We start from the raw sequence: 16,996 nt of genomic DNA, 5'->3' as shown, positions 1-16,996 counted from the left end.
CAGTTTGAAAGACACCACAATAAATACCATTCTTAAAGTCGAACATCTTTCTATTGGTTACAAGACCAAAAAGGGTCCTCAAGTGATAGGGGAAGACATCAGCTTCCATCTCAAAAGTGGAGCGCTCGTCGCCTTGGTTGGAGCCAACGGGATCGGTAAGTCCACACTGCTAAGAACGTTAGCCAAGATACAAAGACCGCTATCGGGTGATATATTTCTAAAAGATAGATCACTTACAAAGCAAAATTCAATAGAATTGGCAGCTACGTTGAGTTTGGTACTCACGGAACAGATACCCTCGAAAAATCTAACTGTCTTTGAGCTCGTTGCCTTGGGAAGGCAACCCTACACAAATTGGGTAGGAACCCTTTCAGAGAAGGATGCAAAAAAAGTGCGAGAAGCATTAGCACTGGTGCAAATAGATGACATTATGGATAAGAAATGTTTCGAGCTGAGCGATGGGCAATTGCAAAAGGCAATGATCGCCCGTGCAATTGCCCAAGATACGGACCTCATCATACTGGACGAACCAACTACGCATTTAGACATCTATCATAAGGCATATATTCTGAAATTATTACGCAAGATAGCGCATGAGACCAAGAAGACCGTGTTGTTCTCTACTCACGAAATAGAGGTGGCCATCCAATTATGTGACCAAATGGTCGTTATGAATGAAAGGGAAACGGTCTCGGGAAGTCCGGATACGTTGATCGCTGACAAAAGCTTTGACCAGATCTTCCCTTCAGACCTGATACAATTTGATAGTCAAACAAGAAGCTTTAAAGTAAAGAATAACGAATGACCTACCCCAAAACAAAATCTTCAAGTTGCTGCAAACAAAGATCTCAATATCAATTCAAAACCCATTTTTCTATTGTAATTTGTAATTTTAAAAACATTAAAGCCTTTCTATGATGAACGAAAACCTACTTTTATCCTTGATCATTTTGGGAGCGCTTCTCGTTGGCGGAATTATCGGATGGTCATTCAACAGATTGCGGAATAGATCCCGTGTTGAACTGCTGGACGGGAAACTTCAGATGATCGAACAACAAAAGGAACAAGCCGAAAACGACAAGCTTGAAATGCTCTTGGAAGTGGAAAAGATCCGTGATAAGAATGAGCAATTGACCATTGAGACTGTTAAATACAGGGAGGCCTACAATAATCTCAGCCAAAAGAATGAAGAACATAAAGAGGAGGTTGCTAAACTTCAGGAAAAGTTCAATAAGGACTTTCAGATCTTAGCAAGCAAGATCCTGGAGGAGAAATCCTCGAAATTCACCGAACAGAACAAAGAGAACATCAAGAATATCTTGACGCCGCTTCAAGAGAAGATTCAGCTTTTTGAGAAAAAGGTAGAGCAAACCCATAAGGAAAGCATTGATTATCATGCCGCGCTGAGACAGCAGATCCTAGGATTGAAGGAGCTCAACGAACAAATGAGCAAAGAGGCGGTAAACCTCACCAAAGCATTGAAAGGCGATAGTAAGATGCAAGGAAACTGGGGCGAATTAGTACTGGAGCGTGTCTTAGAAAAAAGCGGATTGGAAAAAGATCGCGAATACACGGTGCAGCAAAATTTTACCCGTGAAGATGGAAGTCGTGCGATGCCCGATGTGATCATCCATCTTCCCGACGGCAAAAAGATGATCGTCGACTCTAAAGTATCGCTCTCGGCCTATGAACGCTATGTAAATGCCGAAGAAGAGGATCAAAAACGTTTTCTCAAAGAACATTTGATTTCCGTAAAGAAACACGTGGAAGAACTCTCGGGAAAACGATATGAAGATCTGTACGAAATAGAATCTCCAGATTTTGTGCTGATGTTCATCCCCATTGAGCCAGCTTTTGCCATTGCATTGAATCAGGATGATACCTTGTACAATAAAGCTTTTGAAAAGAATATCGTTATTGTTACTCCTTCTACCCTATTGGCTACACTTCGTACCATAGATACGATGTGGAATAATGAAAAACAGCAGCGCAATGCGATTGAGATCGCTAGACAAGCTGGAGCGCTTTATGATAAATTTAGTGGCTTTGTCGATGACTTGACGAAAGTCGGAAAAAGAATGGACGAGGCAAAAAAGGAATATGCTGGTGCCATGAACAAACTTGTTGAGGGAAAAGGCAATATCATCACCAGTATTGAGAAGATAAAAAAGATGGGGGCGAAAGCGAAAAAAGCGTTGCCAGAGAGTATTTTGAAGCGTGCTGAAGAAAATGACTAGAAAAGAATTTTTATCGTTTTAAAAGACGATATTTGTTTTTATCGTTTTAATACACGATATTTGATTGTATCGCTTTAAAAAACGATAATCATGACAAGTATCATCACAGGAGATATTATTAATTCTCGAGCTGCATTAAAAGGGCAGGATTGGTTGGGAAAACTCAAAGGCGTCCTTTCCAATTACGGCAGCCGGCCAAAGGACTGGGACATCTATAGAGGAGACAGTTTCCAGCTGGAGATCTCAGTTCCTTCAGAGGTATTTTTGGCTGCAGTTCATATCAAGGCTTGTATAAAGACCATTGCAGGATTGGATGTGCGAATCGGAATTGGTATAGGCGCCAAAGATAACGATGCCGAACGTATTGCCGAGGCGAATGGGAGTGCCTTCGTCAATTCTGGTGAGGCCTTCGATGCCTTGGAGAACAAAAGACAAAATTTGCTGATAAAAACGAGCTCCGCAGATGTCGACCAAGCACTAAACACCTGTTTTGCTCTGACCTTGCTCGTCATGGACCAATGGACAGTGAATTCGGCCGAAGCTGTAAAGACCTATATAGAGAACCCACTAGCTTCTCAACAAGTTCTTGGCAACAGCTTGGGTATCAAACAGAATACCATGAGCGAGCGTCTAAAAAGATCTGGCATCAAAGAGATACATGATTTTGAACAACTAGTTTTCAGAAAAGAATTAGATAACCTACTTAACCCATAACCATGGAACTATTACTAAAATTGCTATTAGCGCATTTGGTGGGCGACTTTGTCTTACAATCCAAAGCGTGGGTGAAAGCCAAGGAAAAGAAAAAGTTTGGTGCCTATCAACTGTATTTGCATGTGATCCTTCACATGGTATTGACCCTTCTTTTCCTGTGGGATTGGTCGCTATGGCATATCGCTTTGGTCATCGCTGTAAGTCACCTGCTGATCGATGGCTTGAAACTAAGCCTTCAAAAGAAAAAGAACAAACGCAGTTGGTTCTTTATTGACCAAGCACTTCATATAGCGGTCATTCTAGGTCTTACCGCATTGAATTCTGGTAATCCCTTTATCTTCTTTGAACCCAACTGGGGGATGATCACCGCGCTCGTATTTCTTTCATTTCCCGCCGCTATTATCCTGAAGACCATTTTGTCCTTCTATACCCCTGAAACTGAAATGGATGAAGACGAGTCTTTGGAAAATGCCGGAAAATATATTGGAATGCTAGAGCGTTTACTGGTGTTTATTTTCATCGCTTCCGATCATTGGGAAGGAGTTGGCTTCTTGATCGCCGCCAAGTCGATCTTCAGATTTAGCGACCTCACCAAGGCCAAAGATCGAAAATTGACCGAATACATTCTTATAGGTACCTTGCTCAGCTTTGGTTTTGCCATTGTTACAGGAATTACCTATCAATTCTTTAATTGACCTTAGAAGACCCGGTTGAGATTAAAACCGAAAAAGAAATCTCCATCGCCCCAATCTCCAGTGGCCTGACCGAGATATCCACTCTCATTCATGGCCTGTGCATTGGTGAAATGAAGTTGAAAGACATGCCCGCCTGTTTCAATGTCTACGCCAATAGACAAAGGATTTTTAAATGGCGAACCGGAAGCACGGTTCCAATGCCACCCATAGTCCATATTTAAGGTAAAACGCTTCCCCAATTTGTATCTACCCCCCATTCCCAAAGCGAATTGCGAATTGCTCTGCGGATCGTAAGACACATAGTTCTCATGAAAGTAGCTTGGGGCCAATTCTAAAGAAAGTTTTTCTGAGAACTTTCTAGAGACCAATAGTTGCGTCACATAGGATAGTCTATTGTTGAATGTCAATTTTGGAAGAAACTCCTTTTCTAGCGCGGTATTGATAGCCAACTGATGAAAACCGACCATAGTGAACGGAAAACCCTTTTCTTTTTGACTAACCAGCCTATACTTTGTCGAGAGATCATATATCTTTTGATTGGAACTTCTGGAAATTCCAAGATTGAAACCGTCCGAAAAACCATAGATAAATTGCAGCCTTGTTACGGCATTGTCTAAGCCAAAAAAATCATCAAAACCGTTCTTTACGCTCCCAAAACGATGAGAAACAATAAAATAAAAGTCTTTTTTCTTGGCGAGCTTGGTCGATTCGAAATTGATGATCTTTAAACCCTTAAAAACGGCATCCACCTCTGTAGGAATGGAATCAGCATCTTGCTCGATCTCGCCCAGCAGATCATCCTGCGCGAGCGTAAGCAAAGGAACAAAGCAAAAAACAAGGAACAGGCGATTCATAAAAACAAAAGGAATTATTCAAAAAAAAGGAGGCTGTCTAAGAAGTCGTCATTCCGACCTAGAGACTTCTTAGTCAACCTCTATATTCTTCAATTTAGTTACTGTTTGACAAACATTTTAGTGCTGCTCTTTCCTTCTGCATTCAATTTTAGCATGTATAAGCCAGTTGAAAGTCCAGCCACGTTGACGTCGTTCTTTAGGCGTCCGATCTCAGCTCTTAGCACTTCACTTCCTAAATAATTGTAGACCACTGCTTCTGCTTCGTCCACCTCTTTTGGAAGTTCAATATTCAATAGGTCATTTGCAGGCACGGGATACATCTTGAATTGTGATAAGGTAAACTCATCAATACCCAATACAAAGCTGCTCATCGCACCTCCTTTGTTACTAAATCCGTGATAGCCAAACGCGGTGGTTCCGTTTCCTTTGACCCAAAGAAACTCAAAACTGCCAGGGGAAGTGGGAAAAACGTAATCCTCTGGATCTCCCGTATTAATGGCCCTTGTCGCCACCACAGTAATGACACCGCCCGAAGCATTATCACTGACCAGCGTCCATTCGTCAATAGGCGAAGCGCCATTGTCCAGCGGAGGAGTTCCCGTTCCTGAGGGCATGTTCCTGTCTTCCAAACCGTTGGAATTGTACACAATAGCATCGTCGTCGAGATTTCCCATCCCAAGGCCCGCAGGTGTTCCGGGGCTAACTCCCAGCCATACATTATCTGGTCCAACCAATGTAAGTGTGACCAAGTCGTTCGGCACATCGACATCAAATCGTACGGTATAATCTCCTGTTACTGCCACATCACCAGTTGAGTAAGTTTGTGATAAAAGCGCACATGTAAAAAACATGCATACAATTGAAAGCGTAATCTTTTTCATAATTATTTGGTTTTGAATATGGTTATCAATTCTTTATCATCATGCATCTTCGCATAATCATAGGCAGATTTGCCTTTATTATCAATATGGTAGATGTCCGCATCAGCTTCGATGAGCATCTTTACAATTTCTTTGTTCTGAAACATGGTGGCATAGATCAGAGCGGTGGTGCCATTGGGATCGCTGATGTTTGGATCGGCCCCCTTTTTTAGAAGCATTCTTACAATCTCCACATCCCCTTTGTAAGTAGCCGCCATAAGCGGCGTCCCCATTTTACTGCTGCCATTGATATCTTCGGCGTGTGCTATCAAATAGCTGGCAACCTCAACATTATTGTAATAACATGCCAAGGTCAAGGGAGAATATCCTGCCTCATTGGTTGTATTGATAATATCCTGTTCTATCTGGTGTAGGGATCTCAACTCTGAAACAGAGCCTTTACGTGCAATATCAAAAACATCCTTGTCTTGTGCAAAGAGAAGTGAAGTAACTAGGAAAAGTCCTAAGAAATAAAGATTCTTCATCGGTTGGTTTGGTCTAAAATGGTGACTTGGTCTAGTTTAACAAGTTCTAACAGCTCATCATAACCTATGCATCTTCCCTTTACCTGTAAAGAACCTTTTAACGATTGCGAGTTGAAAGATACATCTAATAACTTGCAATAAATAGTATTATCTAACGTAAATCCTTCCGCATCAACCTCTGTTACAACTCCACTGACCCCTATCGTTTGGTCTAGATACTTCGCGGTCGCAGCGGTATTGTTTTCGGTGAATTCTTTGCCCAAGGTCACCGCCGAAACACTGTAGATCGCATTCTCTTGAGCAACATCTCTATGTTCTTGATACAGGTATCTATAACCAAAGAACAGTACGATAATAACAATTAATATTATAAAGGCGATGCGTTTCAAATTGTTGGTCATAAGGAGGTTATCGATAATAAAATTAACTTAAATTTTTACATTTTCACTAAACATTATGTTAATTCCATCATTTTAAAACCGTAAAAATCGTAGTTTTATTACAAAGCAATCAGTGATGAGAATAATTAAAGTTAGTATCTATACGTGTTTTCTAACAGTATTTTTATCGTGTACGAACGACAGTGAGGACGACCTTATCGATCCCACACCTCAAGGACCTGACCCTATAACATTCAAAACGAATATCGAACCTGTTTTGCAAAGTGTCTGTCAAAATTGCCATCAAGACCCTCCGATCAATGGGGCGCCGATGTCGTTGGTCACTTACACCCAAGCGCGATTTTGGGTAGAAGACGGATCTTTACTGAATAGAGTGAACAATGAAAATGCCCCAATGCCACCATCGGGGCTTCTTCCGACAACTACTAGGGAAGTATTTCAAAAATGGAAAGACGATGGTTTTATTGAAGAATAAGAATATTATGAAAAACACGATCATTTTTCTCCTGTTGGCAAGTTCTGGAATGGTATTTTCTCAAGGCAAATACCTAACGAAAAACGGAACTATCAATTTTGAGGCCTCAGTTCCATCTTTTGAAGAGGTGAAGGCCAAAAACGAGTCTGTAACGGCCATTTTAAATACCGAGAATGGGGAGATGGCAGCATTGGCACTCATTAAAGGCTTTCGATTTAAAGTGGCCTTGATGGAAGAACATTTCAATGAGAATTATATCGAATCGAGCAAGTTTCCCAAAGCGACCTTCAAAGGAACCCTCGAAAGTTTTGAGTTTGACAACCTTCAATCCGAGTATCTCTTGAATGGCAGTATAACCCTTCACGGAAAAACCAAGGATATCAGTACCAAAATGAAGTTAGAAGAAAAGGGCGACCAACTAGTTGTGTCCGGCTCGTTCGTGCTGCGCCCCGAAGATTTTGATATTGAAATTCCCAAAATAGTAAGCAACAAGATCGCAGAGGAAGTGAATGTCAATGTCAACTTCCTGTTGAAAAGAAAGTAAAAAGAACACAGACTCTCTGCAAACCTTGAGCTCTTAGATCACCGACATATCCTATCTTTAATTTTAATAACTTTGTTTTTGTCAATAACCATAAACCCTTTCACATGAAAAAGATCTTTACCTTTCTCTTTTCAGCGATAGGCATTGCTGGATTTTCGCAAACAACGATCGACATTAATCCCAGTAGATACAATACACTTTATGAGTCTGCTACCGGAAACTTAAGTAACGGTGCTGGCAGTTATTTCTTTGCAGGCAATACCCTTCAGGCTGATGCGATCAATACCCGAAGAGGTCTGTTGTATTTTGACCTCTCTGCAATCCCTGCGGGAGCAACGGTCACTGCGGCTACCCTAACCCTGAATATGAACCAAACTCGCGCCGATGCCGAAAATGTTTCCTTACATAGCGTTACTAGCGATTGGGGCTCCGGCACCTCAGATGCTGGCGGAGGAGAAGGCGATGGCACTGGTGCAACGACCAACGATGCGACGTGGATCCATTCGTTTTTCAGCACTTCGACCTGGGCCAGTCCCGGGGGAGATTTCAATCCCACCCCTTCCGCAACTACTACTGTTGATGGGGTAGGAATGTATTCTTGGTCATCCGCGGGCCTAGTGAGCGACCTCAATGCTTGGATCACCACTCCAGCAAATAACTTTGGATGGATCTTCATTGGCAACGAATCAACAGATAGAACAGCCAAGCGTTTTGAAGCCACAGGAACCAACCAGCCAGTGCTCTCTGTTACCTATACCACGCTTGGAATTGTGGAGAACACATTTGGAAAGAAGCTGAATTATTACCAATCTAACGGAAACACCACTGTTTTTATGCTGAATGAGTCTTATGACAATATCACGCTCACGGCGCGAAACCTTATGGGACAAGTTGTTCTAACAAATGACTACCTGAATCAGCGCGAAATCGAATTTACTCTAAATAGTCCAAATGGAATTTATCTTCTTGAAGTAGCCTCAGACACAGGCGAAAGGGCGGTCATCAAAGTAGCCATTTCTCAGTAATACGATCTACTAATAGAAAGTAGCGCACCAATTGTTATTGGTGCGCTACTTTTATTTGACTAAGCCATGATTTCAGGCCCACCGATATCGGCATGTTTATTTACTTAAGTACATCTTTCTTCGAGAGTACAAGTCGTAAAATTCATCGTCCTTCAGGCTATCGATAAACAGAATGCTCTCACCTGTACTTTTCATCTCGGGTCCCAATCGCTTGTCCACATTCGGAAACTTATTGAAGGAGAACACCGGTTGCTTTATGGCATAGCCCTCCAAATGCGGTTTAAATTCAAAATCGGTCACCTTTTTCTCGCCTAACATCACTTTGGTCGCGTAGTTCACATAAGGCTCTTTATAGGCCTTTGCAATAAAAGGTACGGTCCTGGATGCCCTTGGATTTGCCTCGATGATATACACCGTGTCATCTTTTATGGCAAATTGAATATTGATCAATCCAACGGTATTCAAAGCTTTTGCTATCGTATTTGTATGATCGATGATCTGCTGCATCACCAGGTCTCCCAGGTTGAATGCCGGTAAAGTAGCGTTGGAATCCCCTGAATGGATCCCGCAGGGTTCGATGTGTTCCATGATCCCAATGATATAGACATTTTCACCGTCACAGATAGCATCCGCCTCCGCTTCGATGGCACCATCCAGATAATGGTCGAGCAATAATTTATTGTTTGGGATCTTCCGTAGCAGATCCACCACATGCTCTACCAATTCTTCTTTGTTGATGACGATCTTCATCCCTTGACCTCCAAGGACATACGAAGGCCTTACGAGGATTGGAAAGTCTAGTTCTTCGGCCAATGCAAGGGCTTCATCTGCGGTTTCTGCCACCCCAAACTCTGGATATGGAATATTGTTGTCTTTCAGCAGTGTTGAAAAGCTCCCTCTATCTTCAGCGAGATCGAGCGATTTAAAGCTTGTACCAATGATCTTGATACCATAGCGATCTAGCTTCTCTGCAAGTTTCAACGCAGTTTGTCCGCCAAGTTGTACAATGACACCTTCAGGCTTTTCATGGCGAATAATATCGTAGATGTGCTCCCAGAAAACAGGTTCGAAGTACAACTTATCTGCTGTATCAAAGTCTGTAGAAACCGTCTCTGGATTACAGTTGATCATAATGGTCTCGTAACCGCATTCGGCAGCTGCTAGCACTCCGTGCACACAGCAATAATCAAATTCTATCCCTTGACCAATTCTATTGGGGCCTGAGCCAAGAACAATGATCTTCTTTCGATCGCTTACGATACTTTCATTTGCAGTAATGGTCTCTCCTTCCTTGGTCGTCACCTCATTTTCGAAGGTGGAATAATAATAAGGAGTCTTTGCCGTAAACTCGGCCGCACAGGTATCCACTAATTTATAGACCCGTTGGATGTTGAGTTCATCTCTTTTATTGTACACTTGGCTTTCCAAGCAACCCAACATATGCGCTATTTGTCGGTCTCCATAACCCTTTTGTTTTGCCTCTAAGAGCAGGTCTCTATCGATGGAATCGATATCGAACTTCGATATCTCTTTTTCCAGCTGAAACAATTCCTCATATTGTTTCAAGTACCACATATCGATCTTGGTGATATCATGGATCTGACTTAGCGGGATCCCCATCTGAATGGCATCGTATATCACAAAGACACGGTCCCAAGAAGCATTGGTCAGCTTTTCTATGATCTGGGCATAATTCTTATATCCTTTGCCATCAGCGCCTAGTCCGTTTCTTTTGATCTCTAAGGATTGTGTCGCCTTATGCAAAGCCTCTTGAAAGGAACGCCCAATTCCCATGACCTCCCCTACTGCTTTCATTTGCAGTCCAAGCGTACGATCGCTTCCTTCGAACTTGTCAAAGTTCCATCGAGGGATCTTCACGATCACATAATCTAGTGTAGGCTCGAATAATGCCGAGGTTGATTTGGTGATCTGATTGTCCAATTCGTCCAACGAGTAGCCTATGGCAAGTTTTGTAGCGACCTTTGCAATTGGATATCCCGTTGCTTTTGATGCCAATGCGGAGGACCTTGAAACCCTAGGGTTGATCTCTATGGCGATGATGTCTTCTTTTTCATCTGGACTTACGGCAAATTGCACATTACATCCGCCTTCAAAATCCCCGATACTTCTCATCATCTTGATCGCCATATCTCGCATCTTCTGATACGTACGATCAGAAAGCGTCATCGCAGGTGCAACGGTAATGGAATCGCCAGTATGGATTCCCATCGGGTCCATGTTCTCTATGGAACAGATAATGACCACGTTGTCGTTTTTATCTCGTAATAACTCCAACTCATACTCTTTCCATCCCATCATCGCCTTATCGATCATCACCTCATGAATCGGAGAGATCTCTAGACCGCGGCGCAACAATTTGTCAAAGTCTTCCTCGTCGTGAACGATCGCTGCTCCCGCACCTCCTAATGTATAGGATGCCCTGATACATAGTGGAAAACCAAATTCTTGTGCGATCTCCTTTCCTTTCAAGAAAGAGGTAGCTGTCGCTTGTGGCGCCATTCCAACGCCTATCTGCGTCATGAGTTCTCTAAACTTCTCTCTATCTTCTGTAATGTTGATCGCCTCGATGTCTACCCCGATGAGCTTTACGCCAAAATCGTCCCATATCCCTTTTTCGTCGGCTTCAATACATAGATTCAGGGCTGTTTGCCCACCCATGGTAGGCAATACCGCATCTATCTGCGGGTGCTCCTTGAGAATCTTCACTATGGATTTGGTCGTCAAAGGCAACAAATACACGTGGTCTGCCATAGACGGGTCTGTCATTATCGTGGCAGGATTACTATTGATAAGGATCGTCTCGATTCCATCTTCGCGTAAGGACCTTAGCGCTTGTGAACCTGAATAATCAAACTCGCAGGCCTGTCCGATGACGATCGGACCTGAACCGATGAGGAGGATACATTTTAGATCTTTTCTTTTTGGCATTTTTTGTTGTGTTGTTGTTCTAAAATTTATAAAAATAGTTTAGTTGATGACTAAAAAAAAGGTGTTACTTAAAAAAAGTAACACCTTTGATATTTTCGATGGGCTTGTTGCCATTATTTTTTGTGTCTTAATTCAGAAGAGACCGAAACTTTCTTTCTTCCTTTTGCTCGACGACGAGCAAGCACCTTTCTGCCATTGGCAGACGCCATTCTCTCCCTGAAACCGTGCTTGTTTCTTCTCTTTCTTTTTGATGGTTGAAATGTTCTTTTCATTTTAAAATATCTTTAATTCGCTGTGATATAGTAATATTAATGCTTGCACGCGAGATTCCTTCCTAAAAGTGCGGTGCAAATATACTACAAGTTTTCACTTTGGCAAACGTATTTTCAAAATTATTTAACCACAATTTTATTACCTTTGGGCACACTATAAAAACACAGATGAAAAATTTCAAATTAGCACTTCTATTCCTAATGGCAGGAGCTCTGCAGGGCCTGCAAGCACAACAACAATTATCCTACAATCTGGCGATTGGCGATACTTTCACCATTGGCCAAGATGCCCATCAAGACATGGTGATGGATATGAATGGAGCAGCGCACAAAATTACGAACGACCTTGGCGGTGTCTATACTTTTGAGGTGACAGAGGTGAGAGAGGACGACTATCTGATGACTTTCAAATTTGATTCGTTCTATATGAAATCAGTTTCCAATCTTGCAGGAACCGTCATGGAGCTAGACACCAAAAAGGAAGCTACAAGCGATGATATCATGGGACAGTTGATGTCTGGCCTCACCAATTATAAGATGACCATGGTCTTTTCGAGAAATGGAGAAATAACCTCGATCGATGGAGCTGATCAGCTTATTGAAAACATGGTATCTAAAGCCAACATAGAGGATGAGTTTACTCAAAACCTGATGAAAGAAGCAATGGCTAAAGAATTTGGTGGCACTACTTTGGTAGAAAGCTTCTCTCAGATGAGCCATTTTTACCCCAACGGTGATGTGTCGGTCGGGGATACTTGGAAAAATGAGTACTCTGGAAGTCTTTCAGCAAAAAACACTTGGAGCCTAGAGAGCGCTGACAATGATCTGATTCATATAAACGGCACCTCGTCCGTATTGATGGATACCGATGAAGAGGCGTTGAGGATGAAGCTTTCTGGCGAACAGAATTCCAAAATAACGGCAGATGCGAAGACCGGGTTGCCGATAGAGATCACTATAAATACAGATACAACAGGAGTTTCAGTTTTAAAAAATATGGGAGGCGTTGAAGTTCCCACGACGTTGAAGCAAACAGTAACTTATAAAAAACTATAACATGTTCAATAAAAATATAAAACTGGTCATTGCCGTTCTCATTATCGCATATGCCGTATATCAATTTATTGAAGGTTATATAGGCAATGGTGTTATGCTTGTGTTGCTCGCAGGAATGTTCGTCTTTCTCTATTTTAAGAATGAAATGATCCTCTTGGCTTTTCTACGACTCAGAAAACAGGACTTTGCAGGCACCAAGAAATGGTTGGACCGTATCAAAAATCCCGAAGCAGCCTTGGTCACAAAACAACAAGGATATTTCAATTATCTGCATGGTATCATGGCTTCTCAAACCAATCTAACGCAAGCGGAAAAGTATTTCAGAAAAGCATTGAAATTGGGTCTGAATATGGACCATGATGTCGCGATGGCCAAATTGAGCCTAGCGGGAATCTCTGCACAGAAAAATAGAAAGAACGAAGCCAACATGCTGCTAAAGGAAGCTAAAAAGCTCGATAAGCGAGGCATGCTTACCGAGCAGATAAAGATGATGCAACAGCAGATCAAAAAAGGTCCAAGGCAACAAATAAGATACCGCTAAATACCCGTCGATGAGGCTATTTATTTGGTAAAACGAGGGTTTTACAGTACATTTATTGCGATAAATATGTATCTTGACCTAGAAAACTGTATTTCATCGATTATTATTTCCTTGATTTTCAGTACATTGGATATTTATAACATATTTTGGTGCCCAAATTTTGAACTATGAGATCAATAACTACGGTTATTTTACTTACGAGCATGTTTCTTTCGTACGGACAATCTGTAATTGGCACTTCTTATGCCGATAAGAAGTCCTTTACGAAGACTGCTATCAAACATCTCAAAAAATACGCTATTCGTTCCAATGTTGCTTACATGGACGAGGACTATGAGCAGGCGAAGTTCTTATACGACTCACTCGTCCAACACTGTCTTACGGGTACCTATCTAGAAAATTTCAAGCTTAATACCATAGGTAAGGGAAAACTCTTCACAGAAGACATCGACATCCCTATGATTCTCACCACCAACACCACATGGTGTGTGCTAGACCCCACAAAAGGAGAGATTCCAGCATTGAATGATGTGGCGCACACGAATAAGAAGAAACTAAAGGTGATCGCTCTATATTGGGGAAGAAAAGAGAAGGTGGAGGAAATCGCGGAGCATTATGATGAAAATATTATTGTTGTCTATGTGGACGAGCGCGACAATAGAAATGCAAGTCTGGTAGAGGCGATAAAGCATACCCTGGGAAATCCTGTGACCTTGTTTATCGACAAAGACAAGAAAGTTGTTTCCATTAAGAGAAATAGTGAGGAAGTAAAGACCAGCTTTTCAGATGATGACGAAAAGGCCTATATGAAATATCATCAGTGGTATACCGACAACGTCGGCGCATTGTTTTCAGCAGAAGGAAAGAGTACAGTAAAAAGTGACGCCGTGGTAGAGGTCAATGAAGAAAAGAAATAACATTGCTCTTTTTTTATCTACCAAAGATCATTTTCAAAGAAACCACCAGCATCACTCCTCCAAAAATTTTCTTCAATAATTTCTGATCGATAGCGATCGCCAGCTTCGATCCAAAATAACCTCCAATGATAAAGGTCGCGGAGATGATAAGCGCATATTTCCAATTGATATGTCCTGCCTTATAATAGTTCAATACTGCCAGCAACGTCACTGGCGGAAGCATTGCGGCCAAACTCGTGCCTTGTGCTTCATGTTGACTGAACCCTAAGAACAAAAGCAATAGAGGGACCATAACAATACCTCCGCCGACACCTATAGCTCCGCTGAGTACTCCTGCTAGAATCCCAATTACAATGAGCGAAACGACGATATAGATATTCATAAACGGAAGAAAGGGCGATTAGTAATATCCTTTCTCTGGAATTTCTATATAATATGTTTTTCCAGAACTATTGTTTAAGTTCTTTTCGCGAAGCCAAGGATTGTGCAACTTTAATATTTTGTAGTTAATGCCATGTTGCTTTGCAAAATCCGCCATACTTTCGATAGCCGTATCCACGGCAATTTTACGTGTTGGGATGGGCTTGTATAGATCCTCCTCCTTATAGTTGAAACCGTACGTATCCGGGTTGGTCATGATCTCCTTCAGCGCGATGATCCTAAAGACATAGCGGCCTGTCTCTTCGCCCAATAGCAGGTCATAATACGAATCGACCTGTTGCTCATCCAAACGGCGATTGATACCGGTTCTACCCGCATTATAGGCAGCGGCGGCCAACGTCCAACTTCCAAATTTTTCTTTGGCCGACTTTAGAAATTTACAGGCGACTTCTGTCGCTTTCTCTATATGATAACGTTCGTCCACATTATCATTCACCTCCAGTCCATTTTCTCTTCCCGTGGCCTTCATTATTTGCCAAAAACCACTCGCGCCTGCTGGCGACCTAGCTTGCATGAGCCCACTTTCGATCACCGCCAAATATTTAAGGTCCTCAGGAACGCCATTTTTCTTTAAGATCGGTTCTATGATAGGGAAATATTTATTGGCGCGCTTTATAAGCAGCAAGCCGTTAGACTGCCAATAGGTGTTTACCAAGAGCTCTCGGTCCATCCGTTCGCGAACATCTGGAATGTTCAGTGGCACCAACTCTCCGGCAAAATTCAATCCTTCTGGCACTTCCAGGGCATATACATTATAATCGTCACCCATCTCCTCCTCGATCAATTTGGCGTCGACGGCCTTCAGAACAGGTTGCTTTTCGTCAGAGGTTTGAAACGCGTTGATCAATATTCCGACGACGAAAAATGCTCCCAAAAACAACAATCCTTTCTTCAAAAATCCTATCATAACTCGCTATTTTTGATAAATATAACAAAACAAGGCTTACGCTTCAATTATCTTGGGCAGATTTTCATTGAACCATTTAAATTTATTGATGACCATTACATGTGTACCACCCTTGACCTCGATATAGCCATCTAGATGTCCCGCGGGAAATACCGCATCTTTCTCTCCATGGATATGTACTATCCCTTCGATGGGTGCATCTTGATCCCAATTTACCATGTTGTGAATGGCCCAATCCAAATAGGCCTTATCGCGAACGGATAGGTATTTTTTATACAGTTCTACGCGTTTTACAACGGTTTCTCCAAAAGCATACTTGGCCAATGCGTCAAAATTCTTGATCAAACTTGTCGGTAATATTTTGTAGGCCTTTGTTCTTTTTGCGATCTTCATTCTTTTGGGAAGTTCATGCTTGCTCTTTACAGAAGAGATGATGATCAATTTTTTCAAATCTAAATGTTTGCTCATTTCCTGTACCAGAACACCTCCAAAGGAAACCCCGACCAGCACCGCGTTAGGATGCACTATTTTTTCGCACATTCGCAAAGCATAATCACGTAGCGACTCATTCTTTAATGGCAAAATCCACGAAAGCAAATGCAACTCATAGCGGTCCTTTGGCAACGAAATGCGTTCAAAGATTGAAGGATTTGCCGCCATTCCTGGCATTAGATATACGTGAAGCTTGGATTCTTTCATTAATAGTGAAACTATTATCGCGATATTTTTCGTAAATTTATAGAGTAAAAATAACCATTAGTTCTGCAAAACAAGGAAACAACTAAATGAAAAATCTTGAGGTAAGCATAGACATGATGGCTCGCAGACTACGAGATAATTTATATTGAAGATGCGCCTAGTCTTGCACGTTTTTTTAATCCCCAATGTACCAAATGCAGTGCCTTACATACTTGCTGATATCTTATGTCTACGAAACGCCAACGTTTAAAGCATATTATGGTCTCGGCAAGACACCTAAATATATCGACCAGCCTACTTTAATATTGGTAATTTGAATACTGGCAAGGAAATTGATTAACAATTTAACGACAGTACTTACAGGAAATGATCGAATCTATAGATCAACGATATAGTTCCGGTGAGTGATAAATAACTTTACAAGAGCTGATCTTGAAAGTGTGGGATAAAAGCTTTCGCATTGAAAGCTTATGTGAATACCCGATTATCTATTGATAAAAGTACCAATGAATTAAAATTTTAGGAAAATGAGTGAAGTTGAGATTCTTGACAATGAATTCCTGCGCCAGTATGAAGCAAAAGTGAATGGCGAGCTGGCTAAAATCGAATACTCTACGCAAGAGCGAAAAGTATTTCTCACCAAGGTGGTAATTCCAGAAAGCATTGAAACCCCAGAGTTTCAAGAAGAATTGATCACTGCCGTGCTAAGGCATATCGAAACGACCAACCTTCGCGTGGTGCCTACCAGCCCAAAGGTAGCCAGCTTTCTCAGAAAACATAAAGAATTTAAAGATCTGTTGCCCGTTGGAGTGCGTATCTAGAAGTGCAGCAGACCATATTTAAAAAAAGAAGACCTTGTAAGAA

At 41.8% G+C, this 16,996-nt stretch carries 20 protein-coding genes; 11 read left to right on the top strand and 9 right to left on the bottom strand.

Features of this window, described 5'->3' with window-relative positions; translation table 11 throughout:
• Positions 1–4: 4 nt before the first annotated feature.
• The 4 genes from ACFQ1M_RS09170 to ACFQ1M_RS09155 all read left to right on the top strand — a co-directional run bounded on the left by ACFQ1M_RS09170 (position 5) and on the right by ACFQ1M_RS09155 (position 3,646).
• Positions 5–805, top strand: coding sequence for an ABC transporter ATP-binding protein (locus ACFQ1M_RS09170; RefSeq protein ID WP_386407257.1), 801 nt, complete (start codon positions 5–7; stop codon positions 803–805).
• 112 nt (positions 806–917) lie between these two features.
• A complete protein-coding gene (locus ACFQ1M_RS09165; RefSeq protein ID WP_386407555.1) occupies positions 918–2,237 on the top strand; it encodes a DNA recombination protein RmuC in 1,320 nt (439 codons plus the stop codon).
• Positions 2,238–2,327: 90 nt separating this feature from the next.
• The gene (locus tag ACFQ1M_RS09160; RefSeq protein ID WP_386407254.1) at positions 2,328–2,951 is read left to right on the top strand and encodes a SatD family protein; all 624 of its coding nucleotides are present in this window, start codon (positions 2,328–2,330) and stop codon (positions 2,949–2,951) included.
• 2 nt (positions 2,952–2,953) lie between these two features.
• Complete coding sequence (locus tag ACFQ1M_RS09155) at positions 2,954–3,646, top strand: DUF3307 domain-containing protein (protein WP_386407251.1); 693 nt, start codon at positions 2,954–2,956, stop codon at positions 3,644–3,646.
• 2 nt (positions 3,647–3,648) lie between these two features.
• On the opposite strand, the gene ACFQ1M_RS09150 is transcribed toward ACFQ1M_RS09155, so the two are convergent.
• The 4 genes from ACFQ1M_RS09150 to ACFQ1M_RS09135 form a co-directional block, all read right to left on the bottom strand.
• The gene (locus ACFQ1M_RS09150; protein ID WP_386407248.1) at positions 3,649–4,500 is read right to left on the bottom strand and encodes a DUF5777 family beta-barrel protein; all 852 of its coding nucleotides are present in this window, start codon (positions 4,498–4,500) and stop codon (positions 3,649–3,651) included.
• Between the two features lie 98 nt (positions 4,501–4,598).
• A complete protein-coding gene (locus ACFQ1M_RS09145; protein ID WP_386407245.1) occupies positions 4,599–5,381 on the bottom strand; it encodes a T9SS type A sorting domain-containing protein in 783 nt (260 codons plus the stop codon).
• A 2-nt stretch (positions 5,382–5,383) separates the two neighbouring features.
• Positions 5,384–5,905: an ankyrin repeat domain-containing protein gene (locus tag ACFQ1M_RS09140; protein ID WP_386407242.1), complete on the bottom strand. Its 522-nt coding sequence runs from the start codon at positions 5,903–5,905 to the stop codon at positions 5,384–5,386.
• Positions 5,902–6,306: an OB-fold protein gene (locus tag ACFQ1M_RS09135; RefSeq protein WP_386407239.1), complete on the bottom strand. Its 405-nt coding sequence runs from the start codon at positions 6,304–6,306 to the stop codon at positions 5,902–5,904. Before ACFQ1M_RS09135 ends, ACFQ1M_RS09140 begins: the two co-directional genes overlap by 4 nt.
• A gap of 115 nt (positions 6,307–6,421) precedes the next feature.
• On the opposite strand from ACFQ1M_RS09135, the gene ACFQ1M_RS09130 reads away from it, so the two are divergent.
• The 3 genes from ACFQ1M_RS09130 (at position 6,422) to ACFQ1M_RS09120 (ending at position 8,350) form a co-directional block, all read left to right on the top strand.
• Positions 6,422–6,781, top strand: coding sequence for a hypothetical protein (locus ACFQ1M_RS09130; protein WP_386407236.1), 360 nt, complete (start codon positions 6,422–6,424; stop codon positions 6,779–6,781).
• A gap of 7 nt (positions 6,782–6,788) precedes the next feature.
• Positions 6,789–7,325, top strand: a complete 537-nt coding sequence (locus tag ACFQ1M_RS09125) for a YceI family protein (protein WP_386407234.1) — start codon at positions 6,789–6,791, stop codon at positions 7,323–7,325.
• 104 nt (positions 7,326–7,429) lie between these two features.
• On the top strand, positions 7,430–8,350 hold the full coding sequence (locus ACFQ1M_RS09120) for a DNRLRE domain-containing protein (RefSeq protein ID WP_386407231.1): 921 nt from the start codon (positions 7,430–7,432) through the stop codon (positions 8,348–8,350).
• 96 nt (positions 8,351–8,446) lie between these two features.
• Here ACFQ1M_RS09120 and carB read toward each other — a convergent pair whose 3' ends face one another.
• Together carB and rpmH are read right to left on the bottom strand one after the other, a co-directional pair.
• Positions 8,447–11,299: a carbamoyl-phosphate synthase large subunit gene (gene carB, locus ACFQ1M_RS09115; protein WP_386407228.1), complete on the bottom strand. Its 2,853-nt coding sequence runs from the start codon at positions 11,297–11,299 to the stop codon at positions 8,447–8,449.
• 113 nt (positions 11,300–11,412) lie between these two features.
• Positions 11,413–11,571, bottom strand: a complete 159-nt coding sequence (rpmH, locus tag ACFQ1M_RS09110; RefSeq protein ID WP_386407225.1) for a 50S ribosomal protein L34 — start codon at positions 11,569–11,571, stop codon at positions 11,413–11,415.
• 168 nt (positions 11,572–11,739) lie between these two features.
• On the opposite strand from rpmH, the gene ACFQ1M_RS09105 reads away from it, so the two are divergent.
• From ACFQ1M_RS09105 to ACFQ1M_RS09095, 3 genes are all read left to right on the top strand, one after another.
• The gene (locus tag ACFQ1M_RS09105; RefSeq protein ID WP_386407222.1) at positions 11,740–12,627 is read left to right on the top strand and encodes a DUF6263 family protein; all 888 of its coding nucleotides are present in this window, start codon (positions 11,740–11,742) and stop codon (positions 12,625–12,627) included.
• A gap of 1 nt (position 12,628) precedes the next feature.
• Positions 12,629–13,168 (top strand): DUF2892 domain-containing protein, encoded by a 540-nt coding sequence (locus ACFQ1M_RS09100; RefSeq protein WP_386407219.1) that lies wholly within the window; start codon positions 12,629–12,631, stop codon positions 13,166–13,168.
• Between the two features lie 167 nt (positions 13,169–13,335).
• Complete coding sequence (locus tag ACFQ1M_RS09095) at positions 13,336–14,085, top strand: hypothetical protein (protein ID WP_386407216.1); 750 nt, start codon at positions 13,336–13,338, stop codon at positions 14,083–14,085.
• Between the two features lie 13 nt (positions 14,086–14,098).
• Here the strand turns inward: ACFQ1M_RS09095 and ACFQ1M_RS09090 are convergent, their stop codons facing one another.
• Genes ACFQ1M_RS09090 through ACFQ1M_RS09080 form a run of 3 tightly spaced genes read right to left on the bottom strand, consistent with a single transcriptional unit; the run spans position 14,099 to position 16,132 of the window.
• On the bottom strand, positions 14,099–14,467 hold the full coding sequence (locus ACFQ1M_RS09090) for a sulfite exporter TauE/SafE family protein (RefSeq protein WP_386407213.1): 369 nt from the start codon (positions 14,465–14,467) through the stop codon (positions 14,099–14,101).
• Between the two features lie 18 nt (positions 14,468–14,485).
• On the bottom strand, positions 14,486–15,433 hold the full coding sequence (locus ACFQ1M_RS09085; RefSeq protein WP_386407210.1) for a lytic transglycosylase domain-containing protein: 948 nt from the start codon (positions 15,431–15,433) through the stop codon (positions 14,486–14,488).
• Between the two features lie 36 nt (positions 15,434–15,469).
• Positions 15,470–16,132, bottom strand: a complete 663-nt coding sequence (locus ACFQ1M_RS09080; protein WP_386407207.1) for an alpha/beta hydrolase — start codon at positions 16,130–16,132, stop codon at positions 15,470–15,472.
• A gap of 527 nt (positions 16,133–16,659) precedes the next feature.
• On the opposite strand from ACFQ1M_RS09080, the gene ACFQ1M_RS09075 reads away from it, so the two are divergent.
• Positions 16,660–16,953, top strand: coding sequence for a GNAT family N-acetyltransferase (locus tag ACFQ1M_RS09075; RefSeq protein ID WP_386407204.1), 294 nt, complete (start codon positions 16,660–16,662; stop codon positions 16,951–16,953).
• Positions 16,954–16,996 lie beyond the last annotated feature (43 nt).

The organism is Sungkyunkwania multivorans (genome assembly GCF_042675645.1).
GTDB lineage: Bacteria > Bacteroidota > Bacteroidia > Flavobacteriales > Flavobacteriaceae > Sungkyunkwania > Sungkyunkwania multivorans.
This window is presented reverse-complemented; position numbering and strand designations above follow the sequence as displayed.